This window comes from Hymenobacter plasmatis, from assembly GCF_020711255.1.
Taxonomy (GTDB): Bacteria; Bacteroidota; Bacteroidia; order Cytophagales; family Hymenobacteraceae; genus Hymenobacter.
On record NZ_JAJFAW010000001.1, the window covers coordinates 278,986 to 304,910 of the forward strand.

Here is a 25,925-nt window from a genome sequence, read left to right on the forward strand (position 1 = left end):
TTGGTAGAACTACTTTTTATCAGTTGTTACTAAAGCTGATTTCAGCCCAATAAAAAAGCCCGGTCCACTTGGGGCCGGGCTTTTTTATTGGGCTGAAAGTCAGGGTTACTTCACGGCCGTCTGCTTGACGAGCGTCACCGTTTTTGGGTTCACCGTGATTTCCTCCAGCCGCTTGGCCACGGCCGGCGACATACTTTCCTGGAAGCGGCCGCCCAGGTGCTTGGATAGAAATTTCTCAGAGGCCGCCAGCATGGCCATGTTGTTCACGGGGCGGGCAAAGCCGTGGCCTTCGTCGGGGGCGAGGAGGTACTGCACGGGGTAGTTGCGGTCGCGCAGGGCCACTACTATCTGGTCGGCCTCGGCCTTGTTCACGCGCGGGTCGTTGGCACCCTGCACCACCAGCAGCGGCGTTTTGATTTTATCGGCGGCGGTCAGCGGCGACATGCGCGCCAGCTCGGCTCGGCCGGCTTCGGTGCCGGGGTCGGCCATTCGGGCGTACATCTGCTTGCGGCCGGCCTCCCAATAGGGCGGAATGGCGTTCAGCAGCGTCATCAAGTTGGAAGGCGCCACAATGGCCACGCCAGCCGAGTACACGTCGGGGGTGAATGCTACGCCCGCCAGCGTGGCGTAGCCGCCGTAGGAGCCGCCCATGATGCCCACCTTTTTGGGGTCGGCAATGCCTTGGGCGATGAGGTACTTTACGCCCCAGGTCAGGTCGTCCTGCATTTTGCGGCCCCACTCGCCGTTGCCGGCGTTCAGGAATTTCTTGCCGTATCCGGTGCTGGCGCGGAAGTTGGGCGACAGCACCGCGTAGCCGCGGTTGGCCAGGAACTGGTGCATGGCGTTGAAGCCGTACGTGTCGCGTGCCCAAGGACCGCCGTGGGGCACTATCATCACCGGCAGGTTCTTGGCGGCTACGCCCTTGGGTAGGGTGAGGTAGGCTGGAATTTCCAGGCCGTCCGACGACTTGTAACGCACCACCTTCATGTCGGCCAGGTCACTAGACTTCAGCTTGGGCCGGGTTTCGTACTGCTTGGTGAGCTGCTTGGTCTGGCGGTCGAAGAGGTAGGCCACCGAGGGCTGCGTAGCCGAGTTGGCCGAGAGCAGCCACAGCCGCTCGTCGGTGGTGTTGGACACCGGGTATACGTCGAGACCGCTGAGCTTGGCGCTGGCCATTTTGAAGTCCTTTTCAAACTCCTTGTCTTTCCACACGCGGCGCATCCGGTCGTCCTCGAAGCTCACGAAAATGGGTTCGTGCGTCTTCTCCGAGATGGCCAGGTTACCCACGTCCACGCGCTTCTGTGGGTCGGCCTGGAAGGGCTCTTCCTTGCCGGTGGCGGGGTCCATCAGCACGATTTCGGCCAGGTTGCGGCCCTGGCCCATGTTCGTGACCATGTACACCCGCTTGTTGTCTTTGGCGAAAGACACGACGTTGCTCTGCTCGTCAATCGAGGTCTTGTAGAACGGCGTCAGCTTGTCGCCTTCCACGCGCAGCCATTCGGTGCTGCCGTCCGGATTCGAGCGCGAGGCCAGTCGCAGCTGGTCGTTCCAGTCGAATTCCCAGGCGCCGATGCGGTCATTGTTCTGGCGCACCAGGGTTTTCTCGCCGGTTGTCAGGTTTAGCTTGTAGAGGTCGTGCCACGCCTTGTCGCGGTCATTCAGGCCGATGTAGAGCGTATTGGGGTCGGTGAGCGGCACATTCACCACCTGCACCCGCACACCCTTGAGGCCGGTGAGGTCGCGGGCCGTGGGCACGGCCTGGCCGGCGGGCAAAGTCTCGGCCGGATTCACGGCGTAGATGTTGAAGTTTTCGTCGCCGCCCTTGTCCTGGCTGTAAAGCAGGTACTTGCCGTCGCGGCTCCAGAAGTAGCCGCGCACCGGGCGGGCCTGGTCGTTGGTCATGGGCCGGGCCTTGTCGAAGGGCTCGTTCAGGCCCTTCACCCAGATGTTGCGGGTGCCATTATAGGGCTTGATGAAGGACAGGAACTTGCCATCGGGCGAGAGCTGGGCGCCCGAAATCTCGGGGTCGCCAAACAGCAGTTCGCGGTCGATGAGCGGCGGCTGCGCGCCGGCTTTGGGGGCTTGCGCCACGCTCGGGAGCGGAGATGCCAAGGTCAACAGTAGCCCCAGGCAGAGCAAAACTTGTTTCATAAGTAAGCAGAAAAAGGTGAAAATGAGAGCCGAATGTATGCAAAAAGGACCGTGCAGCCAGCGCTGCACGGTCCTTTTCATCAATTATTTACGAATTTATTTCTTCTGATAAGCCTATTATTCCTGGAAGTGGTACAAGAACGTGATGATGCCGGTATAGGCGGGCTTTTTCGAGTCCAGGATTTCGAGGGTTACCTGTAGGCGGGCTTTGGCAATGCCGCGCAGGTTGGCCAGCGAGAGCAGGGAGGCGCGCAGACGCACCTGGCTGTTCACGGTTACGGCTTGGTTGAAGCGCAGGCTCTCGATTTCGTAGTTCACCTGCATCTTCAGGTTCTCAATGGTCACGATTTGCTGCCAGAGGTAGGGCAGGAGCGATACCGTGAGGTAGCCGTGGGCAATGGTAGCCTTGAACGGCGACTCGGCCTGGGCCCGCTCGGTATCCACGTGAATCCACTGGAAGTCGAGCGTGGCGGCGGCAAACTGGTTGATTTGCTCCTGGGTGATGGTGTGGAACCCGGAAACACCCATTTCCTGGCCCACACAGGCTTCGAGTTCGGCGAGGCTGCGAATGGTAAGTTTGCTCATAAGTGGCGATTAGATTGCGGATGAAGGGCCGCAAACATACGCCGCTTCAGCTTAGCCGTTGCGGCCAAATACCCGGCGCAGCAGCTCGGTGGTGCGGGCCACGGGGTTCTCGCGGATGTTGGCCTCTTCCTGGGCAATGAGCGTGAACAGGCCGTCGACGGCTTTGCCGGTGGCGTACTGGTTCAGGTCGGGCTGCACGGGCGTCACCAGCGGAATCTGGTTGTAGCGGGTGGCCAGGTCCGTGTAGTAGCGGGTGGCGCCCACTTTGTCCAGGCTCTGCTGCATAATGGGCGTGAAGGCGGCGGTGAGCTGGCTGGAGGTGGTGCGCTTCAGGTACTGGGTAGCGGCGTCCTTCTGGCCCGTCAGGATGTTCCAGACGTCGGAAAACGTCAGGCTTTTGATGGCGCTGATGAAAATGGGCTTGGCGCTGCGGGCCGCATCTTCGGCTCCGCGGTTCAGCGACAGCTCAAACTTGTCGACCTGGCTGCCCAGCCCAATGGTGCGCAGGGTGTTGGCCACGCGCTGGGCATCGGGCGGAAACGGAATGCGGATGAGGCGGTTCAGGTAGAAGCCGTCGGTTTTGGAAGCCTGGTCGGCACCCTTGCCAATGCCTTGTAGCAGCGCCTCCTTGAGGCCGCTGGCGGCTTCGGTATTCGAGAGTCCGCCAATGGCGGTGCTGCCCGTGCTGCTGGTACCGGTTGGCGTTTTGATGCCGGTGGGCAGCTTAAGGTCTTTGAGGCTGGGGAAACGGAACTGGGCCGAAGCGCTGAACGAGAGGCCCGACAAGAGCAACAGGGCGGCGAGGGAGCGGATTTTCATGGATGCAAAACGGACGGAGGCGGTGGGAGCCGGAGAAATTGAGCTGAATTGGGCAACCCGATTCAGCTCAATTTCTGGCTGCTTTATCCCGTTATGCAAGTGCCGTGCCGTATCTGCTGGGTTCCGCTCGTCGAGCCTGTCATGCAGAGCGCAGCGAAGCATCTTCTTACCGCTGAACAAATCGTTCGAACGTGAGAAGATGCTTCGCTGCGCTCTGCATGACAGACGACTTGATTACATAGCTGGAGACATGTTCGCAGCTCAATTATGGCTCAACTACAGCCGGGCCAGCCGGCCGCCGTCTACGCGGATTTCAGCGCCTTGCACAAATTGGGCATCGTCTGAAGCCAAGTAGGCAATGATGGCGGCTACGTCTTCGGGGCGGCCCACGTCGGCTTTATTCACGACTTCGACGCCGCTTTTAATGTTGGGGTTTTCCCAGAGCATGGGCGTGTCGATGGCGCCGGGCAGGATGACGTTGGTGCGAATGCCTTTGGCCTTGCCTTCCAGCGACGAGGAGCGGGTAAGCGAGAGCATGGCGGCTTTGGCCGCCGCGTAGGGCGCCACCAGCGGGCTGGTTTCGATGGCGTGAATGCTGGCCACGTTCACGATGGCGCCGCCGGGCTTCATGTGCAAAAAGGCCTGCTTGGTGAAGTAAAAAGCCCCGAGCAAATCCACGTTCAGAATGCGCAGCCAGTCGTCGCCGGTCAGCTCTTCCAGCGCTTTGAACTGCATCAGGCCCGCGTTGTTCACCACCGCGTCGAGGCGGCCGAAGCGCTCCAGGGTACCGGCTACGGTGGCTTCTACCTGCGCTTCGATGGCCACATTGCAGAGGCTGGCCCACACCTCGGGGGCGCCGGCGGCCTGGACTTCGGGCACGGCGGCATCGAGGTTGGCCTGGTTGTAATCGGCGATTACGATGCGGGCGCCTTCGGAGGCAAGGCGTTTGGCCACAGCCAGCCCAATGCCGCTGGCGCCGCCCGTGACGATGGCGGCTTTATCCTGAAATCTCATGTGATGGGGAAAGTAGGCGGGGGTTAGGATTCGACGGTGGCGTTGGCCTCGGCCGTGGTTTTATCGGCGCTGGATGCTTTTACTTCTTCTTTTTGCTTGTTGGCCCAGGCGGTCTGGCTGTCTTTGGGCATCACGATGGGCACCTGCAGGCACACGCTGTGGGTGGGCAGCACCTGGTCCCAGCCGGCGATGAGCTGCTTGTAGGCCATGCCCACGGGCCGCACGTTGCGGTCCAGGTCGTACAGCCCCACGGGGTTTACGTGGCCGTTGCTTTCGCGCAGGGCGGTGTCCCAGTCCACCTGGTCGGTGAGGGAGTACCAGGTGAAGCCGATGACGGGCACGCCGTCGTTGCGCACGCGCAGCACGTTGGCCCATTCCTTCCACAGCCAATTCACCGATTCGTCGCCCTTGGGGCCTTGGTTGAGGTTGGTTTCGGTGTGCATTACGGGCAGGCGGTAGCGGTCGTGGTACTGCCGGGTAATGACGTGGTAGCCAAATATCTCGCCCGAGGCCCGGGTGCTGCCATCGGGCGATACGCGGTGCTCGTTGGTGTAGTAGTAGTCATTGCCCATGATGCAATGGTGCTTCAGGTTGTTGTGCAGGAAGAAGTGGTATTCGTCCTTGGTCATCCCGTTTTCGGTGAGGTACTCGTACATGTCCGAGTTCACGCGCCGGCCATAGTTCAAATCCAGCGACAGAAAGCGCTTCGAATTCATGGTTTCGGCCGGGCCGATGGCGGCCGGGTTTTCGGCATGGAAATATTCCGATGACTCGCTCTGAATAAAAATGGCGTCGGGCCGCACCTCCAGAATAGAGCGCATGGCCAGCACGTTGGCCTTCACAATGTGCTTGAGCGCCGTCACGAAGGCCTTGTCGCTGCTGAGCTGCTCGTTCCACCAGCCGTAGCGGGCCGAAAACTGCGCGCAGATGTACATCTCGTTCACCGGCGTGTACAGCTGCACCCACGGAAACCGCGTGGCGAAGGCCTTGGCGTACTGCCCAAACAGCTCCGGAAAATCCGGATTCTGGAAGTTGCCCATCCAGTCGGGCACCCCAAAGTGGCACAAATCGACAATGGGCGAGATGTTGCGGCGCAGCAAGTCCTGAAACGTGACATCGGCAAACGACCAGTCGTATTTGCCCGGCCCCACAAAGGCGGTGTGAATGGGCGGCCCGTAGCGCAAAAACCGAATGCCCAGTTCCTGGACCAGGTCGAAGTCCTTTTGCCAGAACTTGTAGTGGCCGCATTTTTCCAGCTCATCCACGCGCACTTTGCCGTTTTGGATGGTGGGGTTACTGTTTTCGATGCCGGTGGCAAACAGAAATTGAGGGCCCATAAGAGCAAAGTGGGGAAGTAGCCGGATGAAGTGCCAGCCGCTGCGGCCCGCACTTGCAAGGGTACTCAATTCAGCGCTTCTGTGTTGCGTACCGCCCGGCTTAGAGGTCGTACATTTCCAGAATCGCGAGTTGGGCATCGAAGCGGTACACGTGGACGCCGCCAGTCACGATTTCCAGCCCCACTACCTGGGTTTCGCTCAGGTGCTCGAGGTACATGCGCAGCCCGCGCAGGGTGTTGCCGTGCGAGACAATCAGCACATTCTTATCGGCGCGAAGCTGCGGCGCGATTTCGGCCTCGAAGAATTCTACGGCCCGGGCCCGGGTCTGCTTCAGGCTTTCGCCGTTGGGCGGGGCCACGTCGTAGCTGCGGCGCCATTCGTCTACCTGCGCCTGGCCGTATTTTATGGCTACTTCGGCCTTGTTGAGGCCCTGCAGGTCGCCGTACATCCGCTCCCTGAGGGCGGCCTCGTGATGCACCGGCAGGTCGGCCCACCCCGCCCGCTCCATGATGATTTCGAGCGTGCGCTTGGCCCGGACAAGGGTGGAGGTGTAGGCCACGTCAAAGTGGAAATCTTTCAGCTTATCGGCCACGGCGTAGGCCTCGGCCTCGCCGGTGGGGCTCAGGGGCACGTCGAGCCAGCCCGTGAATACGTTGGCGAGGTTGGAAGTCGATTCGCCGTGCCGGACGAGAACAAGGATGGCCATGGGGTGGGGAAAGCGCTGCAAGGTAGGGTGGGCCTCGGCCTAACCCGCCTCGGCGGTTCTACGTTGTCGGAAGGCCGCAATGTATCACGCTCCCTTCCCGGCCCGCCATGACGCCCCTATCTCATATCCTTGAACACAAGCTAGTCGCCATCATTCGCGGCGCCAACCCCCCGGACCTGCTGAAAATAGCCGAGGCCTTGCACGAAGGCGGCGTCCGGACCATGGAAATCACCCTGAATTCGCCCGGAGCGCTGGCCTCGATTGAAGAGCTGGCCGAGGCCATGGACGGCCGCATGCTGATAGGCGCTGGCACCGTACTCGACCCCGAAACGGCCCGGGGCGCCCTGCTGGCCGGCGCCCGCTTCATCATCTCGCCCACCCTCAGCAAGAAAACCATCCGCATGACCAAGCGCTACGGCGCCGTAAGCATTCCGGGCGCCTTCACCACCACCGAAATCCTGAAGGCCTACGAGCACGGCGGCGATATCATCAAGGTATTCCCGGCCTCGGTGGGGGCCAAATACTTCAAAGACCTGGCCGGGCCGGTGCCGTTTATCCCGCTCATGCCCACGGGCGGCGTTTCGCTGGACAACATCAAGGATTTTCAAGATGTCGGGGCCGTCGCCTACGGGCTGGGCAGCTCGCTGGTGGATACCAGCCAGCCGGTTAGCGCTAAGTATTTGCAGCAGCTCACGGCCAAAGCGCGGCGTTTCGTGCAAGCCGTGGCGTAAGCATTACTAGGAGTTTTATAGAGCGTTAAACTTAAGAACTGCTTTAACTTATTAGTCCGGCATGCCGAGCGCAGCGCACCATCTCGCCCCCGCCTCTTGTCATGCAGAGCGCAGCGAAGCATCTTCTCACCTTTGAACGACTAGTGCGATGGTGATAAGATGCTTCCTTCGTCAGCATGACAGACGGGGCTCGTAGCATGACATTTCGAATATGATTCGCCCCTCATTTTAGCTCAACTCAATGAAAATTACCCGCTTTACCTTGTTTCAGGTGCCGCCCCGGTGGTTGTTCCTGAAGATAGAAACCGACTCGGGGCTGGTGGGCTGGGGCGAGCCCGTAATCGAGGGCAAGGCGGCCACGGTGGCAACGGCGGTGACCGAGCTCATGGAAAACCTGGTGGGCAAGGACCCGCTCAACATCGAAGACCATTGGCAAGTGATGTACCGGGGCGGCTTCTACCGCGGCGGCCCCATTCTGATGTCGGCCATTGCCGGCATCGACCAGGCCCTGTGGGACATTAAGGGCAAGTACCACAACGCGCCGATTCACCAGCTGCTGGGTGGCCGCGTGCGCGACCTGATGCGCGTGTACTCTTGGATAGGCGGCGACCGGCCCGAGCACGTGGGGCAGGCTGCGACCGAAATGGTGGCCAAGGGCTTCAACGCCATTAAGATGAATGCTACCGATGAAATGGCCTACGTAGATTCCTACGTCAAGATAGACCAGGTGCTGGCCCGCGTGGCGGCCGTGCGCGAAGCCGGTGGGCCCGGCCTGGGCATTGGCATCGATTTCCACGGGCGGGTGCACAAACCCATGGCCAAGGTGCTGGCCAAGGAGCTGGAGCCGTATCGGCCCATGTTTATTGAGGAGCCAGTGCTGCCGCAGAACAACGAGGCCCTGCGCGAAATTGCCCGGCACACGTCCATTCCCATCGCCACCGGCGAGCGGATGTTCTCACGTTGGGATTTCAAGCAGCTGCTCATTGATGGCTACGTCGACATCATCCAGCCCGACTTGTCGCACGCCGGCGGCATCACCGAGTGCAAGAAAATCATTTCCATGGCCGAGGCATTCGACGTGGCCGCGGCACCGCACTGCCCGCTGGGCCCCATTGCGCTGGCGGCCTGCCTACAGGTAGATGCCACTTGCCACAACGCCTTCATCCAGGAGCAAAGCCTGGGTATTCACTACAACAAAGAGAATGACCTGCTCGACTACCTCGTTGATAAGACGGTGTTCGACTACGAAAACGGCTTTTGCAAAATCCCGGAAGGCCCTGGCCTGGGCATCGAAATAGACGAAGAATACCTACTGAGCCGCGTCGCCATTGGGCACAATTGGCACAACCCCGTTTGGCGGAACCACGACGGAAGCGTGGCGGAATGGTAAAGCAACCAATAGCCCGTCATGCAGAGCGCAGCGAAGCATCTCGCGTGCAGCAGTAACTCAATCGGCTGTCATGCTGACGAAGGAAGCATCTTATTACGTTCGAACGATTCGTTCCATGGTGATAAGATGCTTCGCAGGCTCAGCATGACAGACGGTTAGGATTAGTATCGAGGTAAAGATGCTTCATTGTGCTCTGCATGACGTTCAATAATTAATTGACCTACCATCATGAACCCAACCTCCACTTTCCTCAGCTGCGATTGGGGTACTTCTTCCTTCCGGTTGCGGCTGGTGGAGCGCGAGGGCCTGAAGATTCTGGCTGAGGAAAGCTCCAAAGAGGGCAACGCAGCCACGGCCGAGCTGTGGAAGCAGGCCGGGCAGCCCCCGGAGCAGCGCGTGGGCTTCTACCTGGCCATTGTGCAAAGCCACTTGAAGAAGCTAGAGGAAGCCGTTAAAACCTCGCTGGACGATGTGCCCGTGGTGATTTCCGGCATGGCCTCGTCCACCATTGGCATGGAGGAGCTGCCATATAAGCCCCTGCCTTTCGCCACCGATGGCTCGGATTTGCCGGCCAAAATCATTGAGCCCACAGCCGATTTCAAGCACGCGACGCTGCTCATTTCGGGCGTGAAAAGCGACGACGACGTGATGCGGGGCGAAGAAACCCAACTGGTAGGCTGCCAATTTGCGAATACAGCCGAGCAGCAGATGTTCCTGCACCCGGGCACGCACGCCAAGCACGTGGTGGTTCAGCACGGCCAGGCCGTGGCGCTGAAAACCTACATGACCGGCGAGTTTTTCTCGCTCCTCTCGAAGCAGGCAATACTGGCCGCTTCGGTAGCCGAAGGCGGCCAGTTGGAGGATGGCACCAATCGGCAGTGGTTTGAAAAAGGCGTGCAGGACAGCCAGCAGGACAACCTGCTGCACAACGCCTTTTTGGTGCGAACCAACGACTTGTTTAAGAAAGCCAGCAAGCCGGAAAACTTCTTCTACCTGAGCGGCCTGCTCATCGGCAGCGAATGCCAGGACCTACTGGCCAGCCTGCCCGCCAGCATCACCCTGGCCGGCGAACCCGTGCTGGTGGCGCACTACAGTGAGGCCCTGCGCGTGCTTGGCATCGCCGATAAATGCCCGGTAACCACAAAAACCGCCGTTGAGGTAACCCTACAGGGGCAAAGTGCCGTCTTACAGCACAGTCGCATCAACCAGCAAAAAGCATAACGGCAAGGCATCGATATGCAGGCTCAATCCATCTACCCCGCGCAGGCTGCCCTGGGCGAAGGCGCCCTCTGGAACCCGGAGACGCAGCAGCTGTACTGGGTAGATATTGAAGGCCGGGCGTTTCATGTTTTCGACCCCGCCACGGGGCAGGACCGGCACTTCGGCACCGGCGCCCGGGTGGGTACGGTGGTGCCCATGCACAACGGCGACGTGCTGCTGGCCCTGCAAACGGGCATTTACCAGCTCACTCTTGCCACCGGCCAGCTCAACCTGGTGGTGAACCCGCTCACGGCGCCCAGCCTGCGCTTCAACGATGGCAAATGCGACCCGGCCGGGCGGTTTTGGGTGGGTACCTTCGACCTGGAGCAGAAGCCCCACGCCGGTACGCTCTACCGGCTCGACCCCGATGGCAGCCTCCACGTGATGCTGCGCGGCATCACCAACTCCAACGGGGTGGTCTGGTCCTTAGACCATCGCACTATGTACTACATCGACACGCCCACGCTCACGGTGCAGGCCTTCGACTACGACAGCGGCACCGGCGAAATCGCCAATCCGCGGGTCATCATCACAGTTCCCCCCGGCTCCGGCGTGCCCGATGGCATGACCATCGACGCAGAAGGCATGCTCTGGGTGGCGCTGTGGGGCGGCGGGCGAATTCAGCGCTTCGACCCCCACACCGGAGAAGCGCGCGAAACCGTGGAGGTGCCCGCACCCTTCACGTCTTCCTGCGCCTTCGGTGGCCCCGACTTGCGCACGCTTTACATCACCACGGCCCGCAGTGGGCTCACGCCCGCCCAGCAGCAGCAATTCCCCTTAAGTGGCAATCTGTTTGCCGCAGAGCCGGGCGTGCCGGGCGTGCCGGCTTATTTCTTCGATAAGCGACTTTGACACGTGAGTAACTGCTGCTTTCTCTAATGCAATTGCCGAGCGGTTTGCTGTGCCTTGATAACCGCATCAATCTGATTTTCTGAATCGAAAGCTGAGTTTGGCAGGAAAATACTTGCTCCATTTTCCGGAATCATAAACAGCGCATTTGGCGTGCGGATAATGTTACTTATTCCATTCCATTGTAGCACACCGTGGGAAAAAGGACCATCTATTTTTATAAATTCCTCCCTGAAATTAATGACAATATCCTGGCCCGTGATTCCGCTCTTTTTTCGGTCTTTCAGCCACTTGCGCTTAGAGTAAATGAACTTTGTGAACTCGTAAACGCCAATAGCAATGAAAAAATATGGTAACATTCCCAAGACTTTTCCGGTGTCAATGAATCGTAAGACTATCCAGAATAAAATCATGAAAATAGCTAAGTATGGCTGCCATCTACGAAGCCATTTCTGCGACGCCCATTCCCGATAGAAATCGTTGTAATATTTATCGTTTGGAGTAATTACTATCGTGAAATCCATTTAAGAAGTATATAGGCAGATTAGTCCTGCGCCTCAAAGCTCGGCTACCTGCAGCTGGATATCCACGTTGCGGCCGTGGTCGTCGGCGCAGGAGATTTTTACGGCGCCGCTGGGGGGCCGGAAAAACACGCGTTCCGTAGCCGAAGCCGCCCGTAGGAACTGGTCGTTTACGTACCAAAATACCTGCCGCACTTCGCTGCCCGCCGCGCAGCTGAGCAGCAATTGTTGCTTTTCGCGGCGGTTGAGCAGGTATTCGGCATTGGCCAGAGGCGAGGTGATGGCCAGGGCGGCGCCGGTATCATCGTCGGCATTGCGTACGAGGCGGCAGGCGGGGTTGTGGGCAGGCAGGCGGGTGGCGGGCAGGCCCTGGGCTTCGCGAAACGCCAGCACTTCGGGCCGCGGGTTGGGGAAGAGCTGGCGCCGAAAGCCGCTGGCCGGCACGCAGGCCCGGCAGTAGGAAATGGAGCCATCGGCCGATACCAGGGCTTCGCGCTGGTGCTCGCAACGCTGGGCGCTGGATACGCCCGGGAGGTAGTAGTCTATCAATTGGTTGGGGCAATGCTCGCCGGGCACCAGCCCACTCTCGGCGCAGACCAGCCGGAAGTCGAGGCTGGTGGGCGGCGTGGCCCAATTGTTCGGCGAGTTGTAAGCCAGCGCGTTGAACAGCTCAAACAGCAGGGGCGTGGCAATGTCGGTGCCGGTGAGGGCGGGGCTGCCTTCGCCGCTGAAGTTGCCCACCCACACGCCCACGGTGTAGTCCTGGTTGTAGCCAATGCTCCAGGCGTCGCGGCGGCCGTAGCTGGTGCCCGTCTTCCAGGCAATCTTGGGCAGGCGCGAGCTGCCCTGGTAGCCCAACGGCAAATCGGGGCGGGTATGTTGAGCTAAAATGTCGGTGATGAGGAAGGCCGCGGCGGGGCTTGTTATTAATGAAGAATGAGGAAAGAGGAATGAAGAATTGGAAGTTGGAGAAGCCGCTTTGCCGGACAACTCCTCATTATTCATTCTTAATTCTTCATTAAGCGCCAGCGTCAGCGGTGCGTACCGCCCCTTGTCCGCCAGGGCCGCGTACAGCGCCGTGAGCTCCTCCAGCGTGGCGCCGCAGCCGCCCAGAATCGTGCTCAGCCCCAGCCGGGGGGCATCGTGCGCCACGCGCCGGAAGCCAGCATCGCGCAGCTTATCGGTGAAGGTGGATACGCCTAGCTCCGAGAGCACGCGCACGGCCGGGATATTCAGCGAGTAAGTAAGGGCGCGCTCCACGGTCACTTCGCCGCTGAAGTTCTTGTCGAAGTTCTCAGGCTGGAAGCCGCTGAAGTTGGTGGGCACGTCGGGCAGTTTGAGCTTGGGCGTCACGAGGCCGCGGTCGAGGGCCAGGGCGTAGAGAAAGGGCTTGAGCGTGCTGCCCGGCGAGCGAATGGCCTGCACGCCATCGACCTGCCCGGCGCTGGCGGCGTCCTGAAAATCGGCGGAGCCCACGTAGGCTTCCACGGCGCGGGTGCGGTTGTTCACGACCAGCACGGCGGCCTGGGCGATGCCCAATTCGTGGAGGCGGCGCACGTAGTTTTTGGTCAGGTCTTCGGCCTGAGCCTGGGGGCCGCGCCGCAGCGTGGAACGGATGATGGGCTGGCCGGGAAACCGCGTCACGAGGCGCCGGGCCAGGTGCGGGGCCAGCAGGGGGGCCGCGTGGCGCTGCACGGCCAGGGGCTCGGCCAGCGCGTCATCAATGTCCTGGTCGGGGAACAGGTGCTGCTGCCGAAAGCGCCGCAGCCAGCGGTTGCGCTCGGCCAGGATGGCGGCGTTGTTGTTGCCCAGCACCAGGATGCGCGGCTGGTTGGGGATGATGGCCAGCGTCACGGTCTGGGCCAGCGAGAGGTAGTCGGGCGGCTGCTGGAAGTACAGCAGCGCCGCCGATTTCACCCCTTCGATGTTGCCGCCGTAGGGCACCAGGTTCAGGTACAGCTGCAGAATCTCGGCTTTGCTGTAGTGCGCCTCCAGCTGCAGGGCCCGCAGCATTTCGAGAATTTTGTTGCCCAGGGTGCGCTCCTTGGGCTCGAGCAGCCGGGCCACTTGCATGGTGATGGTGCTTGCGCCGGTGGTGCGTCCCGTGCCCAGCAGGTTGCGGCCCGCCGCCTGCACGATGGCAATTGGGTTGACCCCGAAGTGATACCGGAAGTACCGGTCTTCCTTATAGATAATGGCTTGCTGCAGCGCCGGCGTGATTTCGGGCAGCTCCGTTTTCATGCGCCACTTCTGCGTGGGGTTCAGGTAGGCATGCAGCACGGTGCCGTCGGCGGCCAGCACCAGCGGCGAGTAAAGCGGCGCGCGGGGCAGGGGAAAGGCAAAATCCAGCCCCACTAGCAGCCCCACGGCTACCGCCAGTACTGCTCCTGCTAGCCGAAGTGCCTGCCGCCCATTCATAACCAAAGGTATCGGCCGAGTAACTGTAAAAAGTGTGTTTAGCCCAATTTACAAGCATCTGCCCGCTTGCTGCGCGAGCTGATTTCAGTGGAGCTGTGCTACTGCTAAGGCAACCACTCAGCTTGGGCCAGAAGCGGGCGCGATGCGGAAGAAAGGTGAGCCGTACGCGTTTTTAACAATCTGAATTATAGAATCAATTAAGAGGCAGATAATGCATTTTACTGAATTGGATTAAATAGTGTTGATACATGAGTCGTGAAATGGCAATTATTTCAAAAAACGGATGTGAAGGAGGCACAATTGGGGCTATCTGAGACGAAATGACAAAATTTTATTCATCAAACTAGCTTTTTTCATAAATATTTCATTTTTCGTTAAATCCGGTATCTGTATCCTCCCCGTAAATATTCCGTGTTCGGCAGGGACACTTTTCCTGGCTTTCAAGGCAAAGCGACTGCCTTTTAACAAGCGGTAACTCCTCCACAGAGCTGCCCGGCCGAACGAAATTCCTTTCACCAACCCCCACTTTATTTTCACACCATTACATGAAGAACAAATTTATCGCAACCCTCCTTTTGGTGGGCTTGAAGGCCGGTACTTCGTTTGGCCAGGCCGTTGTAGACCCCGCTCTGAAGACGGCCTTCGCCACTAGCCCAACGGCGCAGGTAATTGTTACCTTCAACGGCAGTGGGGCGCCCACCCTCTCCGAGCTCGGCCTGCTGCGGCAGCTAGGCATTACCAAAGGCATCACCTTGCGGGCCTTGCCAGTGGCTGGAGTGGTGGCTACTGCGGCTCAGGTAGATGCCTTGGCCAAAAATCCAACCGTACGCTCTCTGTACATTAACAAAAAGCTTGAGTATAACAACTACGACGACACCAACCTCACCGGCGTAAAGCGCCTGCGCACCGACCCGCAAACCACCGCCCGCAACGGCGGCACCCCGGTATCGGGCCGCGGCATTGGCGTGCTCATCAACGATAGCGGCGTTGATGGCACCCACGAAGACATCAAGTTAGGCACGCACCTCGTGCAGAACACGCTGGGCACCACCAACCTCAACTCGCTGGACGCCATGCTGCCCGTGACCTACGTGGAGGGTGTACCCAATACCGACAACAACTCCGGCCACGGCACACACTGCGCCGGCATAGTGGGCGGCAACGGCTCGCGCTCCGCGGGCAAGTACGAAGGCGTAGCGCCCGGCGCTTCACTGCTGGGCTATGGCTCGGGCGGTGCGCTGCTGGTGCTCGATGCCATGGGCGGGTTTGACTACGCCCTCACGCACCAGTTCCAGTACAACATCCGGGTTATCAGCAACTCGTTTGGCTCTTCCGGCACGTTCGACCCGAACGACCCGCTGAACGTGGCCACCAAGCGCTGCTACGACCGCGGCATGGTGGTGGTATTTGCCGCCGGCAACGCCGGCCCCGGGGCCGATACGCACAACCCCTACGCCATAGCTCCCTGGACCATTTCGGTGGCCGCCGGCGACCGGTACGGCTTGCTCGCCGACTTCTCTTCCCGCGGCGTAAAGGGCCAGCAGGGCACGTTTGTAGTCGATGGCCAAACCTGGACCTACAAGAATGAGCCAGTAATTACTGCTCCCGGAGTGGACGTAGTCTCGACCCGTGCCATTGGGCCGGTGGCTTCTCTGGGTATTCAAACTGACGCTGCCATCCTCTCGCCCGCCGAGGTTCCTTTCTACACCCACATGAGCGGTACGTCGATGGCGACGCCGCACGTGGCCGGCGTGGTGGCCCTCATCCTGGAAGCTAAGCCGTCGCTCTCGCCGGCTCAGGTGAAAGACCTCATCATGAAAACCGCTTCCAATATGCCCGGCCACGAGTCGTGGGAAGTGGGCGCTGGCTATATAAATGCCTACGCCGCCGTAGACAATGCCTTCCGCTCGTCGGCTTTCGGCTCGACGGTGAATGCCAGCCGCCGCTTCAACAGCAGCGTGAATTCGCAGGCTGCCGAAACGCCCTTCACGGTGAACTACAACCCCGCTACCACGGCCACTAACCAGTTCACCTTCTCGGTTCCGTCTGGTGTTAACAGCATGGAAGCAAAAATCTCGACAACCGGCGTATTGGGCCAAACCGGCAACACCATCAACCTGATTCTGCTGGACCCCAACGGCGTGCAGTACCGCTCGGGCATCCCAGTTGAGTTTACGCTGACCCCCGACCGCAGCGTGGCCGTGACCTCGCCGATTGCCGGCACCTGGACCCTTAAAGTAGATGGCCTGAATGGCGTAGCACTTCCCGAAACCATCAACGGGAAGATTACGATGCAGACGCCCAGCGGAACCACCAACCTGGCCGACATCGTGGGGCACCCCGCCGAAGCTGCCATCAAAATGGCCGTTACCAACCGCCTCGTTGACGGCCTGGCCACCGGCTTCCAGCCCAACGCCAACCTGACCCGTATCCAGCTGGCCGACTACCTGCTCATGGGCCAGGGCATCAAACAATACCTGCCCACCGACGGCGCCCGCACCTTCACCGACGTTTCCTCGCTCAACGACATCCTGCTGACTGAGTCGGTAGCTGCCCGCGGCGCTGCGCTGCGCGACCGGTTCAATGTGTACAACGGCGTGATGCTGCCCACCGCCACCGGCACTTTCTCGCCTACTGCCACCGTGAACCGGGCCTCGCTGGCCTACTCGCTGGTGCAGAGCCTGGGCTTCCAGCAAGCTGCCCTCGACCGCAATGGCAAAGCCATCACGGTAAAAGTGAACGGCCAGAGCGTGCCCCTCGACGACGCCGATAAAATCCCGGCCGGCCTGGAAGGCTACGTAAGCGTTGCCCTCGACCTCAACCTCATCAACGCCTACTACACCATCTCGCAGGGCCCCTACGATTTGCAGCCCACCATCCGCGCCACCTTCAAGCCTTCGCAGGCCGTTACCCGCGCCGACTTCGCCGTAATCGTAACGCGCACCTTCTCGCAGTACAACGCCATGACCCAGCCCACGGCTCAGGCCGCCACGGCTGGCTCCAGCACCACCAGCATGGCCACCCAGGAAGTGGCCGCTTACCCGAACCCCTTCACGGGCAGCACCACCATCAGCTACTCGCTGGCCCAGGAAGGCCCCGTGAGCGTGGAAGTGTTCAACACCATGGGTGCCAAAGTGCAGACCCTGGTAGTGGGCACCGAAGCCGCTGGCGTGCACCAAGTGAAGTTCGACGCGGCCAAGCTGGCTCGCGGCACCTACCTGTTCAAGGTAAAGACTGGCGAGGCGGTTTCGACCAAGCGCCTGGTAGTGCAGTAAGCATTGCGAATACCGTACAATTGAAAAAAGCCTGCTCCCCGGAGCAGGCTTTTTTGTGCCTTAGAGCCTGTCTGTAAAGTAAGTAATAGAACGTCATGCTGAGCTTGCCGAAGCATCTCTACCACGAGAGTAACCCAATCGTCTGACAATAATCGCCTGTCAGGCAGAGCGCAGCGAAGCATCTTCTCAAGTCAGCACGAATCGTTGAGCCGTGAGAAGATGCTTCGCTGCGCTCTGCATGACAGATGGTGCGGGCAAGATGCTTCGCTGCGCTCTGCCTGACGTTCTATCGCTTTACGGATAGGCTCTCAGCCCAATTTGAAGCTGTATTTGGCTGGCTATGCTGCGTAATTGACTCTAGGTGCCGGCAGGTATTCGCCGGGCCCGGGCTTGAGTGGCTGAGTATTCTAACACCCAGAAGCTGCCGTTAGCCGCCTGCACGATGCCGGTGGGTTGCCAGGGTGCGGGCGACTGAAAGAGGGTTTCGACTTTGCCGTTGGCCCGCACGCGCAGGTAGCGGCGGCCTTCCAGGTCGGCCACGTAGACGTTGCCGCGGGCGTCGGGCCAGATGCCCATCAGCGCGTGCCGTCCGTTGGTAGGCGCCAGATTGCGCGCCACGATGCGCACATTTCCTTTTGTATCGATTCGCAGCAATTCGCCCCCTGAAGCCACGTAAACGCTGTTGTCAGGCGCGACGGCCAGCTGATTCACGATATAGGGAAATTTGTAGTTGGGTACGAGGCGTCGCAGTTGGCCGCTGGGCGTGCGCTGGTAAACCTGGTTGTTTTGGCCTTCCACGTGGTGCAGGAAATACGTGGCCCCCGCTGCGTCGCGCACAATGCCGTAGTCTTCGCGGAAGCCATCGGTCCAGGGGCGCACGTCGCTGATGCGGCCCGTGGGGCTGCGTTTCCAGAGCCGGTGGCGCCATTTGCCACTTTCGTAGCGGCTGTCTTCGCCGTACAGGTTGCCGGCTTGGTCGAAGGCCAGCTCGTGGGTGTGCACGTGGGCTACCGCAATGGTCTTCCGGCCTGCTGCATCAATGCGCCAGACGTTTTCCAGGTCGGTGTAGAATACGTTGCCTTGCCGGTCGAGCACAATGCCCCAGCCCGGGTGAGCCCAGGCAGCGCCCGGCAGCAACAGAAACAGCAGGAGCCAAAGGCGCTTCATGGGTTCAGGAAATCGGGTTATTTCACACGCACGGTACCGGCGCCGTTGTAGGAGTGGTACTCGGCATTATACATAGCATCGGCATTCACTGGGCCGAGCTTGAAGGTGCCTTTGCTTACGGCGCGGGCCAGGTAGTAGAACGACTTGGGCTTTTCGGTGGCGGTGGTGAAGAAGTTAATCCGGTCGTCGCGCACGTCGAGGTAGTCGGGTTGGGCGGCGTCTTTGGCCCAATCCAGCTCGAGCACGGCGCCGATGCGGGAGTTTTCGATTTCCAGGCCGGCGGGCAGCAGGTCGGTGATGGCCACGTTCTTCACGGTACCGGCCGCGTCGCCGGCTTCGATGGTGATTTTGACCACCACCAAATCATTCTGGCGGAAGGTAGGCGTGCGCAGGGGCTGGCCAGCGCGGTTCAGGAACTGGCGGCGCACTTTCAGGTAGCTGTCTTCCTCCTTCACCTTGCCGCTGGCCGATATGCCTTCGGTTTCCCAGAAGTAGTAGAGGTTGCCGCTGCCCGCGGTGCGCAGGCTCAGGTCTTGGTTGGCTACGTTGGGAATCGTCAGGTCTTTGCCGGTGAAGCTGCCCAGGGCTTTGCCATTGGCCGAGACTGTGGCCGTGGCCGTGCTCTTAGCGTCGCGCTTCGCGATTTTGCCCAGGGCTAGCAGGGCGAAGGCGCGCTCCTGGGTACTGAGCCAGCCGGCGGTGCGCAGCCGGCGGCTGAGCTGCCGGGCCAGTTCCAATACTTGCGGGTTGTTGGGGTCGGTTTCGAGCAGGGCGTTCAGCACAAGGCCCTGGTCGCGGATGGGGGAGTAGAAGGAGCCATCCAGGGCACGCTTCGCTGCGGTTTCGCCCCCAAACTTGGTGGGCAGCAGGGCACGGAACTGGCGCTGGTTGCCGAGCAGGGCGTGGGTGCAGGCCAGCAAGAATTTGGAGTCTTCGGCCAGCAGCTGGCGGTTGGCTTTGTAGTAGTTCAGGGCCACGGCGTCCTGGCGGCCAGCCAGGGCCAGCACGTAGAGCGAGTAGGCAATTTCCTTGCTGGCGATGGTTTTCTCCCGCGCAATGTTGCTCGCGTCGAAGTATTGGTAGGGTTCAGTTTCGCGCTTTTTGAGGCGGAACTGCAGGTAGCGCAGGGTTTTGTCGAGGACAGACTTGTTCACGGCAAAGCCGGCGCGCTGGGCTTCCTGCAGGAAGTGGGCGGCGTAGGCCGTGGCCCACCAGTTGTCGTAGTCGCCGCCGGGCCAGTAGCTCAGGCTGCCGTTGTAGAGCTGCATCGCCTCAATCTTGCGGATGGCCTCCTGCACGTGGTAGTTGGGATTGTAGCGCTGGCTTTTGGCCGCGGCGCCGGTTTTCTGCTGCAAAGTGGCCGCCAAATCGGCGTAGTAAAGCTGCGGGAAAGCGGCCGACACGGTTTGCTCCAGGCAGCCGTAGGGGTACTGCAGCAGGTAGCGCAAGTCCTTGCTGAACTCCGTGAGCGGCGAGCGACTAACAACTAGCCGGCTGGTGAGCGAGGCGGGTAGGAAATCGGTTTTTAGGTTGAGCGGGAGCGAGGCCCCGCCGGCTAGTACGCCGCTGCCGGTGCGCTTTTCGAGCGAAGCGGCGGGGCGAACAGGGAGTTCGATAATTTCAGTATAAGTCTCATTAGGATTACGAAATACTGCGCTTACGACACCATTCCCAATCATTTTATTGGCGACAATGTGAAATACAACTCGCTTCTCTTTGCCAGGTAGTAAGTCAACTTTGCGGGCGAATCTGTCAGGTGGAAACGTAGCCTCATCTATCGAACCTAGAACCTCATCGGAGAAGTATTCCTCATGTGTTCCATACGTTGATAAAAGTCCGTTATAGACTCTCTTTTTGCGATTGATTCCGCCTTCGTTAAGGAAAATGCCAGCTTCGCCAGTGATTTTATCCTTCGTCGTATTCGTCAGCGTCACCGGCACGTCAATCGTGTCGCCCGGGCTCATAAACCGCGGCAGCGCCGTCGAAATCACCACCGGGTCGGCCACCTTCATTGTGTGCTCGGCACTGCCAAAAGCGTCGTCCTTATAAGCCACGGCCATGATGCGAAGCGCGCCCGAAAACTGCGGCACACGTACCCGGTAGCGCACTTTGCCGGCAGCATCTGCGGTGAGGACACCGCTCCATTTGGCCACCAGTTTCACGCGGCGGTTGGGGATGGGGTTGGTGCGGCGGCGCAGGTCGGCGGCGTCGCCCCCGCTGCTGCTGGTGCCCAGCTCGGGCAGTAGGAAGGGGTACATGTCGAAGGCCGCCACTTCCAGGGCGCGCTTCTGGTAGAAATAGCCGTAGGGGTCGGGCGTGCGGTAGTTTTTGATTTGCAGAATGCCCTCGTCCACGACGGCCAGCGTGACCTGGGCGCGTGGCGCGGTGGTGATTTCCACGGTCTGGAACGTCTGCGAGCGGCTGGCGGCGGGCGCGGCAATGGCCACCGCGAGGCGGGCGCCGGGCTTTTCCACCGTGAGTGGCACGAAGCCGCGGGCCACGGTGAGCGGCAGGCGGTTGTCCCTGATGGCGCGGATGGCCGTGGCCGTCACGTACACGTTGGGCACGTGCTCGGTCTTGATAGGGATTTTGACCTGGGCCGATTTCTGGTCGGTGGTCACGTAGAAATGGTCGAGCACGCGGCCCCGCTCCACGGTCACGAGCACGCGGCCGGGGAAGGGCGTTTTCAGGAGCAGGTTGGCGGTTTCGCCGGGCTCGTACTTGGCTTTATCGGCCTCGATGGTCACCTCGCCCTCGTTGTTTACCTCGAAGGAGTTGGCCTGGGTGTCGCCGTAGCCGTAGGCGTAGAAGCGCTGCGCCACGTAGCTCAGGGCGCCGGGCCGGCTGATGCGCACCTCGTATTCGCCCGAGTACAGGGGCGTGAAGCTGAACGGCGTGCCGTTGCCCACGGCCTGCGTCCGGCTCAATATCGTTTGCTCGCGCTGCTGTGAGTTGTAGACGTAGCGGCCGCCCTGGCGCTCGAGCACGGTTTCCCAGAGCAGGCGCACCAGCTTCACCTGGGCCTGGGCGCTGGTGGGCTGGCCCTGCGGCGTGAGGGCCAGCAGGCGCACGGCGGTGGCCTGGCGCGTGCTCACCAGCTCCGGAATTTCCTGGATGCCGAACATCGTGGCCTGCGTTTGCACGTCGAAGGTGGCGAGGCGGTTCACGGGCCGGCCGGTTTCGTCGAACACCGTGGCGAAAGCCACACCTTCCAGCGTGCCCAGGTCTCGCACTTCGGGCACGTCGTAGGTGGCGGTGGCTCGGCCGGCGGCATCGGTCACGCCCTCGCGCACGGTTTTTTCGAAGCGCGAAGCGGGTTTGCTGGCGCTTTCTTCGTCGCTTTCCGACGTGGTTTTGCGCCGCTCGCCGCTGTTGATTTCAAAAGAGTAGCCCGGGAAATTCTTGGGCTGAAACGTCTTTTCTTTCAGCGAAAACTCGACCTCAAACTTGCGGTCGGCCGCGGGCGGGCCGAATAGGTTTTGGGCGTTGATGGTGGCCGTTACGGTGTGGCCGGGCTGCAGCACGGCGGGCGCCGCCGTTACGCTCACCTTTAGGCGGTCGGGGATGAATTCTTCCACGCTGATTTGCTTGGACGTCAGCAGGATGTCGTTGCCGGTCAGCACTTCCAGGGTATAGAGGCCGGTCATCACGGCGGGCGGCAGAATGAAGCGGCTTTCGAAGGAGCCGGCCGGGCTCAATTTCTGGCGCAGGCTGCTGTATTCCTTGCCGGTGGGCAGCAGCAGGCGGATTTTCACGGGCAGGTTGGCGGGCGGGGTTTGCCAGTCTTCGGTGCGCACCACGGTGTTGGTGCGGACTGTGTCGCCGGGGCGGTACAGGTTGCGGTCGCCGTAGAGGAAGGCCTGGTAGCGGGCGGCGTTGCTGGTCAGGCCGCCCACCTCAAAGCGGGAGGTTTCGACGCGGCTTTTGGTCAAGTCCAGGAAGGTGAAATCGGCGCCTTTCACGGCCGTTACCATGCCCAGCTTGAAGCGTTTCATGCTGGCGGCCGAGTCGAAGGCGGCCACGCCGGCCGCGTTGGTCGTCACGGTGCCGATTACCTGGTTGTTGCTGCTCACCAGGTTCACGGTAACGTCCGCCAGCGGCTGGGCCGTGCGGATGGAGTTTGCGAATACCAGCGTGCCGCCGGTGGCGCCTTGCTTCACAATCAGGCCCACATCGGTCACGGCCACCAGCTTGCTCACTTGCAGCCACTGGCGCTCGGTGTCCTGCACACGCACCACGTACAGCCCCTTCATGGCTCCCTGAAACTCCAGGGCTTTCAGGTCGAGGTTGAGCAGACGCAGGCCGCCCGACTTGGGCAAGCCGCTGACCGAAATAGTGCGCTCGGAAATGACGCTGCCGATGTTCTCAGTGTCGTAGTAGCGGAAGCTGCGGTCGATGTATTCGCCGTTCTCGTCCTGGTTGCTGCCTTCGTCCATCCCTTCGTCATCGTCGTAGCGGGGGTAGCCGTAGGAGGGTTCGCCGCGCAGCAGCTGTTGGATGTTGTTGGCGTAAACCTTCGCAATGGTCACCTTCACTTTCTGCACCTCGTTGATGCGCAGGCCCAGGTTGCGGGTGCCCAGCGCGTCGAGGTACATGGCTTTTTCGCCGCTGGCAAAGCTGATACTGGGCCGCTCGGCGGCGAAGGAAACCGACTGGCTATAGGCGTCATACAACTGCCCGCCCAGCAGCCCGCGCGCCCCGGAGGCCAAGGTCACCTGGTAGGTTTTGCCCACCTGGAAATTGCCTTTCAGCGCAAAGCCGCTTTCCAGCGCCTCAATGGCGAAGGGCGCGCTGGGCGATACTTTGAGCGAGGTCTGAATGTCTGAAATCGCCACCGGCTGGTTGGTGAGCACCGTCACCACGGCCTCGCCATTCACGAGCGAGCCCGTCAGCTCGCGCACTTCCAGCACCTGCGGCTCGGGCACTTCGAGTTGGGCTAAAAGGGGCTTTTCGGTGGGTTTGCCGCCCACGGCGGGCGTGAGGCCGGGCGCCACTTCCACTGTGAGGGCAGCGCCGGGCTTCACATCTTGCGCGAAGCTGAGGCCCAATATCTTATCTGGCTCGGCCGTGATGAGCTGCACGGCCACGGGCTTGCCGTCCTGGGTCACGCGCAGGCGGGGGCGCAGGTCGACTGGCCGCACGGGGTAGTTGAACACGAGATTGGCGCGCAGCTCGGCCGTGCCCGCGGCCTTGGTCGAGCGGCCGTAGAACACCTGCGGCGTGGCCATGCCCAGGTAGGGCGTGTGGAAGCGCTTGCGGTTGAGCGCCAGCTGCTGCTTGCCGCTGGGCAGAGTTTGGGTTTGCAGCGCGGCGTCGAACACGGTGCTGGGCCGGAAGGGCTCCAGCGGCGAAAACGTCAGTTCCCGGTCGCCGGTCCACTTGAACTTGCCGCGCACGGCCGGCGAAAACCGCACGTACTGCGTGGTGTCCCAGCTGTTGAGCTGGGCATCGGGTACCACGGCCTCGTCGAAGGTGAAGACCAGGTTGGAATACGGGTCAATTTCTTCGCCGTCGGATTGCTCGGTGGCGACCTGTTCCTGGGCCGACTTTTTGGAGCACGAAAAAGCCACCAGCAGCAACAGCAGCAGCGGCAGAATACGGAAGCGAACCAGCATGGGGAGGGGAGGGTAAAATCGTCCGTAAGGTAGTGTTTTGCGGCTATATAGCTGGTCGTCTTTTCTTCTGGCGAGGGCTTGACCCGGCGGCTGTTTTCTGCTTTATATCCGGCAAGTACCCTGGCTAAATAGTCAAGTATTCTACTGGCCCAATAGGACTCTGATTCGCGGGGCGCCATTGTAATTTACCGTTTAAATTTAGTAAATTAGGTGGCGATAGGGGAGGCGTTTGGCTTCGGTTTTCGAAAGGAAACCAGGGCCCAAAGCGAACAGTATTTTTTAAAGCCAGCTCAACTGGCCTGATGATTTACCCGGCTATTCAACGACGTGATTAATTGATTTTCGAATGATAATACCCTTTACGCTAATCGTTTATGCAACTGATAGGGCACCTGCTGTTGGCCTTATTGCTGACACTGGCCGCCGCCAGCCCGGCACGTAAGCCCCGACTACTATTGCGAGCGCACGGAGCCGAGCCATCAGCCCAATCTGCGCCCGACTCGCTGCCGCTCCGCATCCGGGCATTGCTGGCCAACACCGCCGTGACCGCGGGCCACCGGCCCTTGCTCTGCCATGACTTGCGCGGAACCAATGCCTTTTACAGCCGCCGCGACTATGCCCCGGCCTGGAGTGCGGGTTCCCAGCTTAGCGCATCGGGCCGGGAGGCGCTGGCTTTGCTGCTGAAGGCTGAAGAATACGGGCTTCAGCCCAATAATTACCACGTGCCCGCCCTGCAGGCTTTGGCCAAATCAATTGGGCCGGCTGGGGCGTCGGCGCGCCAGCGGGTCCGCCAGGCCCGCTTCGAGGTCCTGCTCACCGATGGCCTGCTGCGGTTTTCGCTGCACTTGCGCCGGGGCCAGCTGCGGGAGCTCAAGCCCTCGCCCCTGGAAACAGCCGACTCGCTGTTTGAGCCGGCCGCCTGGCTGGCCCGGGCCCTGGAGGCGCCCGATTTTGTGCCCGAACTGCTGCGGTGCCAGCCCCAGCAGCGGGAGTACCAGCAGCTACAGCAGGCGCTGGCCCGCTGGCGCCAGCGGCCCCTGGGGCGCGACTCGGTGCGCATCCGGAGGGCCCAGCAGCTGGCCCTCACGCTGGAGCGCTGGCGCTGGCAGGCTATTCCCGATTCCAATTATGTGCTGGTGAACCTGCCGGCCTACGCGCTGGAAGTGGTGCACGGCGACACCGTATTGCAAACCCACCGCTTGGTCATCGGCAAGCCCGAGAGCCCCACGCCCACGCTCAGCAGCAAGCTCCGCGTCTTTACCCTGGCCCCCGAGTGGCGGGTGCCCTACAGCATTGCCACTGAGGAAATCCTGCCCCGCTTGCGGGATAACCCGCGGTACGCGGCCCGGCATAATTTTTCCATCTACAACGCCCAGGGCGAGCTAATAGACCCCACTGAGGTAGACTGGTGGGACGTCCGGAAGAAGCGGTTCTACTACACCATTCGTCAGAATCCTGGCCCGGGGAATGCGTTGGGCTCGGTTATTTTCCGCTTCCGCAACCCCTACGAGGTGTTCCTGCACGCCACCTACGACACCCGCGATTTCAAGCGGCCCTACCGGGCGCTGGGCCACGGCTGCATGCGCATGGAGCGCCCCATGGAGCTGGTTTCCTACCTGTTGGGGGCCGACAGCCTTCGGGCCACGCTGCCCTCCGAGGCTGAACTGGCGGCCGCCCCGGTTCCGCGACGCGTCACGCTGGCGCACCCGGTGCCGCTGCATGTGCGCTACGCGACCTGCGCCGTGGTGGCGGGGCAGCTCCGTTTCTACGCCGACGTGTACAAGCAGGACGAAGCCCTGCGCCAGCAACTGTTTGGGCGCGGCGTGAACTGATGTTGGTAAGGTTAGCCTTGGTGTAGAGACGCGACACTTCGCGTCTCGGCGTGGGCGCCGTTTGCTAATCGTTCGGGTGTAATCGTTAAGGTGTAATCGTTCAACGCCGAGACGCGAAGTGTCGCGTCTCTACACCGTTCAGTTGAGCCATTCAGCCTCCTAAACCCTACTTTAATTAAGAGCGTGTTGGGGATTTTAGCAGGGCAAAAAGAAACGAGTCAGTAAGTTGCAAGGGGAGTTCCTAGGCTCCGCTTC

The 25,925-nt window shown here is 60.9% G+C and carries 16 protein-coding genes; 6 read left to right on the forward strand and 10 right to left on the reverse strand.

Translation table 11 applies throughout. From position 1 onward, the window contains the following. Positions 1-105: 105 nt before the first annotated feature. The 6 genes from LJ738_RS01255 to LJ738_RS01280 all read right to left on the reverse strand — a co-directional run bounded on the left by LJ738_RS01255 (position 106) and on the right by LJ738_RS01280 (position 6,612). Positions 106-2,151, reverse strand: coding sequence for a S9 family peptidase (locus tag LJ738_RS01255; RefSeq protein WP_227784509.1), 2,046 nt, complete (start codon positions 2,149-2,151; stop codon positions 106-108). Positions 2,152-2,268: 117 nt separating this feature from the next. Next, positions 2,269-2,736: a MaoC family dehydratase gene (locus tag LJ738_RS01260; RefSeq protein ID WP_227784510.1), complete on the reverse strand. Its 468-nt coding sequence runs from the start codon at positions 2,734-2,736 to the stop codon at positions 2,269-2,271. Positions 2,737-2,787: 51 nt separating this feature from the next. Continuing rightward, positions 2,788-3,555 carry a DUF4197 domain-containing protein gene (locus tag LJ738_RS01265; RefSeq protein WP_227784511.1) on the reverse strand — a complete coding sequence of 256 codons (768 nt, stop codon included), beginning with the start codon at positions 3,553-3,555 and terminating at the stop codon, positions 2,788-2,790. A 276-nt stretch (positions 3,556-3,831) separates the two neighbouring features. Further along, positions 3,832-4,569 (reverse strand): SDR family NAD(P)-dependent oxidoreductase, encoded by a 738-nt coding sequence (locus tag LJ738_RS01270; protein ID WP_227784512.1) that lies wholly within the window; start codon positions 4,567-4,569, stop codon positions 3,832-3,834. Positions 4,570-4,592: 23 nt separating this feature from the next. Next, complete coding sequence (locus LJ738_RS01275; RefSeq protein ID WP_227784513.1) at positions 4,593-5,906, reverse strand: family 1 glycosylhydrolase; 1,314 nt, start codon at positions 5,904-5,906, stop codon at positions 4,593-4,595. A 100-nt stretch (positions 5,907-6,006) separates the two neighbouring features. After that, entirely contained in the window at positions 6,007-6,612 is a 606-nt protein-coding gene (locus LJ738_RS01280; protein ID WP_227784514.1) for a 2,3-bisphosphoglycerate-dependent phosphoglycerate mutase, read from the reverse strand. A gap of 107 nt (positions 6,613-6,719) precedes the next feature. On the opposite strand from LJ738_RS01280, the gene LJ738_RS01285 reads away from it, so the two are divergent. From LJ738_RS01285 to LJ738_RS01300, 4 genes are all read left to right on the forward strand, one after another. Then, entirely contained in the window at positions 6,720-7,343 is a 624-nt protein-coding gene (locus LJ738_RS01285; RefSeq protein ID WP_227784515.1) for a bifunctional 4-hydroxy-2-oxoglutarate aldolase/2-dehydro-3-deoxy-phosphogluconate aldolase, read from the forward strand. Between the two features lie 241 nt (positions 7,344-7,584). Beyond that, positions 7,585-8,733 (forward strand): galactonate dehydratase, encoded by a 1,149-nt coding sequence (gene dgoD / locus LJ738_RS01290; RefSeq protein WP_227784516.1) that lies wholly within the window; start codon positions 7,585-7,587, stop codon positions 8,731-8,733. A gap of 228 nt (positions 8,734-8,961) precedes the next feature. After that, positions 8,962-9,954, forward strand: coding sequence for a 2-dehydro-3-deoxygalactonokinase (locus tag LJ738_RS01295; RefSeq protein WP_227784517.1), 993 nt, complete (start codon positions 8,962-8,964; stop codon positions 9,952-9,954). A 15-nt stretch (positions 9,955-9,969) separates the two neighbouring features. Next, on the forward strand, positions 9,970-10,845 hold the full coding sequence (locus LJ738_RS01300) for an SMP-30/gluconolactonase/LRE family protein (RefSeq protein ID WP_227784518.1): 876 nt from the start codon (positions 9,970-9,972) through the stop codon (positions 10,843-10,845). A gap of 23 nt (positions 10,846-10,868) precedes the next feature. Here the strand turns inward: LJ738_RS01300 and LJ738_RS01305 are convergent, their stop codons facing one another. Then, entirely contained in the window at positions 10,869-11,366 is a 498-nt protein-coding gene (locus LJ738_RS01305; protein ID WP_227784519.1) for a YcxB family protein, read from the reverse strand. 33 nt (positions 11,367-11,399) lie between these two features. Beyond that, the gene (pbpC, locus tag LJ738_RS01310; protein ID WP_227784520.1) at positions 11,400-13,781 is read right to left on the reverse strand and encodes a penicillin-binding protein 1C; all 2,382 of its coding nucleotides are present in this window, start codon (positions 13,779-13,781) and stop codon (positions 11,400-11,402) included. Positions 13,782-14,326: 545 nt separating this feature from the next. Between pbpC and LJ738_RS01315 the strand changes: the two genes are divergently transcribed. Continuing rightward, positions 14,327-17,056, forward strand: a complete 2,730-nt coding sequence (locus LJ738_RS01315; RefSeq protein ID WP_227784521.1) for a S8/S53 family peptidase — start codon at positions 14,327-14,329, stop codon at positions 17,054-17,056. 357 nt (positions 17,057-17,413) lie between these two features. On the opposite strand, the gene LJ738_RS01320 is transcribed toward LJ738_RS01315, so the two are convergent. Together LJ738_RS01320 and LJ738_RS01325 are read right to left on the reverse strand one after the other, a co-directional pair. Next, positions 17,414-18,223 (reverse strand): Vgb family protein, encoded by an 810-nt coding sequence (locus tag LJ738_RS01320; RefSeq protein ID WP_227784522.1) that lies wholly within the window; start codon positions 18,221-18,223, stop codon positions 17,414-17,416. 17 nt (positions 18,224-18,240) lie between these two features. Next, positions 18,241-23,838, reverse strand: a complete 5,598-nt coding sequence (locus LJ738_RS01325) for an alpha-2-macroglobulin family protein (RefSeq protein WP_227784523.1) — start codon at positions 23,836-23,838, stop codon at positions 18,241-18,243. Positions 23,839-24,212: 374 nt separating this feature from the next. On the opposite strand from LJ738_RS01325, the gene LJ738_RS01330 reads away from it, so the two are divergent. Further along, positions 24,213-25,670, forward strand: coding sequence for a L,D-transpeptidase scaffold domain-containing protein (locus LJ738_RS01330; RefSeq protein WP_227784524.1), 1,458 nt, complete (start codon positions 24,213-24,215; stop codon positions 25,668-25,670). The last annotated feature ends 255 nt before the right edge of the window (positions 25,671-25,925 follow it).

Bases quoted from the DNA above. Each gene is read 5' to 3' on its own strand.
- LJ738_RS01325 (WP_227784523.1), bottom strand. From the start codon at position 23,838: ATGCTGGTTCGCTTCCGTATTCTGCCGCTGCTGCTGTTGCTGCTGGTG.
- pbpC (WP_227784520.1), bottom strand. From the start codon at position 13,781: ATGAATGGGCGGCAGGCACTTCGGCTAGCAGGAGCAGTACTGGCGGTA.
- LJ738_RS01265 (WP_227784511.1), bottom strand. From the start codon at position 3,555: ATGAAAATCCGCTCCCTCGCCGCCCTGTTGCTCTTGTCGGGCCTCTCG.
- LJ738_RS01300 (WP_227784518.1), top strand. From the start codon at position 9,970: ATGCAGGCTCAATCCATCTACCCCGCGCAGGCTGCCCTGGGCGAAGGC.
- LJ738_RS01260 (WP_227784510.1), bottom strand. From the start codon at position 2,736: ATGAGCAAACTTACCATTCGCAGCCTCGCCGAACTCGAAGCCTGTGTG.
- dgoD (WP_227784516.1), top strand. From the start codon at position 7,585: ATGAAAATTACCCGCTTTACCTTGTTTCAGGTGCCGCCCCGGTGGTTG.
- LJ738_RS01255 (WP_227784509.1), bottom strand. From the start codon at position 2,151: ATGAAACAAGTTTTGCTCTGCCTGGGGCTACTGTTGACCTTGGCATCT.
- LJ738_RS01275 (WP_227784513.1), bottom strand. From the start codon at position 5,906: ATGGGCCCTCAATTTCTGTTTGCCACCGGCATCGAAAACAGTAACCCC.
- LJ738_RS01305 (WP_227784519.1), bottom strand. From the start codon at position 11,366: ATGGATTTCACGATAGTAATTACTCCAAACGATAAATATTACAACGAT.
- LJ738_RS01295 (WP_227784517.1), top strand. From the start codon at position 8,962: ATGAACCCAACCTCCACTTTCCTCAGCTGCGATTGGGGTACTTCTTCC.
- LJ738_RS01320 (WP_227784522.1), bottom strand. From the start codon at position 18,223: ATGAAGCGCCTTTGGCTCCTGCTGTTTCTGTTGCTGCCGGGCGCTGCC.
- LJ738_RS01280 (WP_227784514.1), bottom strand. From the start codon at position 6,612: ATGGCCATCCTTGTTCTCGTCCGGCACGGCGAATCGACTTCCAACCTC.
- LJ738_RS01270 (WP_227784512.1), bottom strand. From the start codon at position 4,569: ATGAGATTTCAGGATAAAGCCGCCATCGTCACGGGCGGCGCCAGCGGC.
- LJ738_RS01285 (WP_227784515.1), top strand. From the start codon at position 6,720: ATGACGCCCCTATCTCATATCCTTGAACACAAGCTAGTCGCCATCATT.
- LJ738_RS01330 (WP_227784524.1), top strand. From the start codon at position 24,213: ATGCAACTGATAGGGCACCTGCTGTTGGCCTTATTGCTGACACTGGCC.
- LJ738_RS01315 (WP_227784521.1), top strand. From the start codon at position 14,327: ATGAAGAACAAATTTATCGCAACCCTCCTTTTGGTGGGCTTGAAGGCC.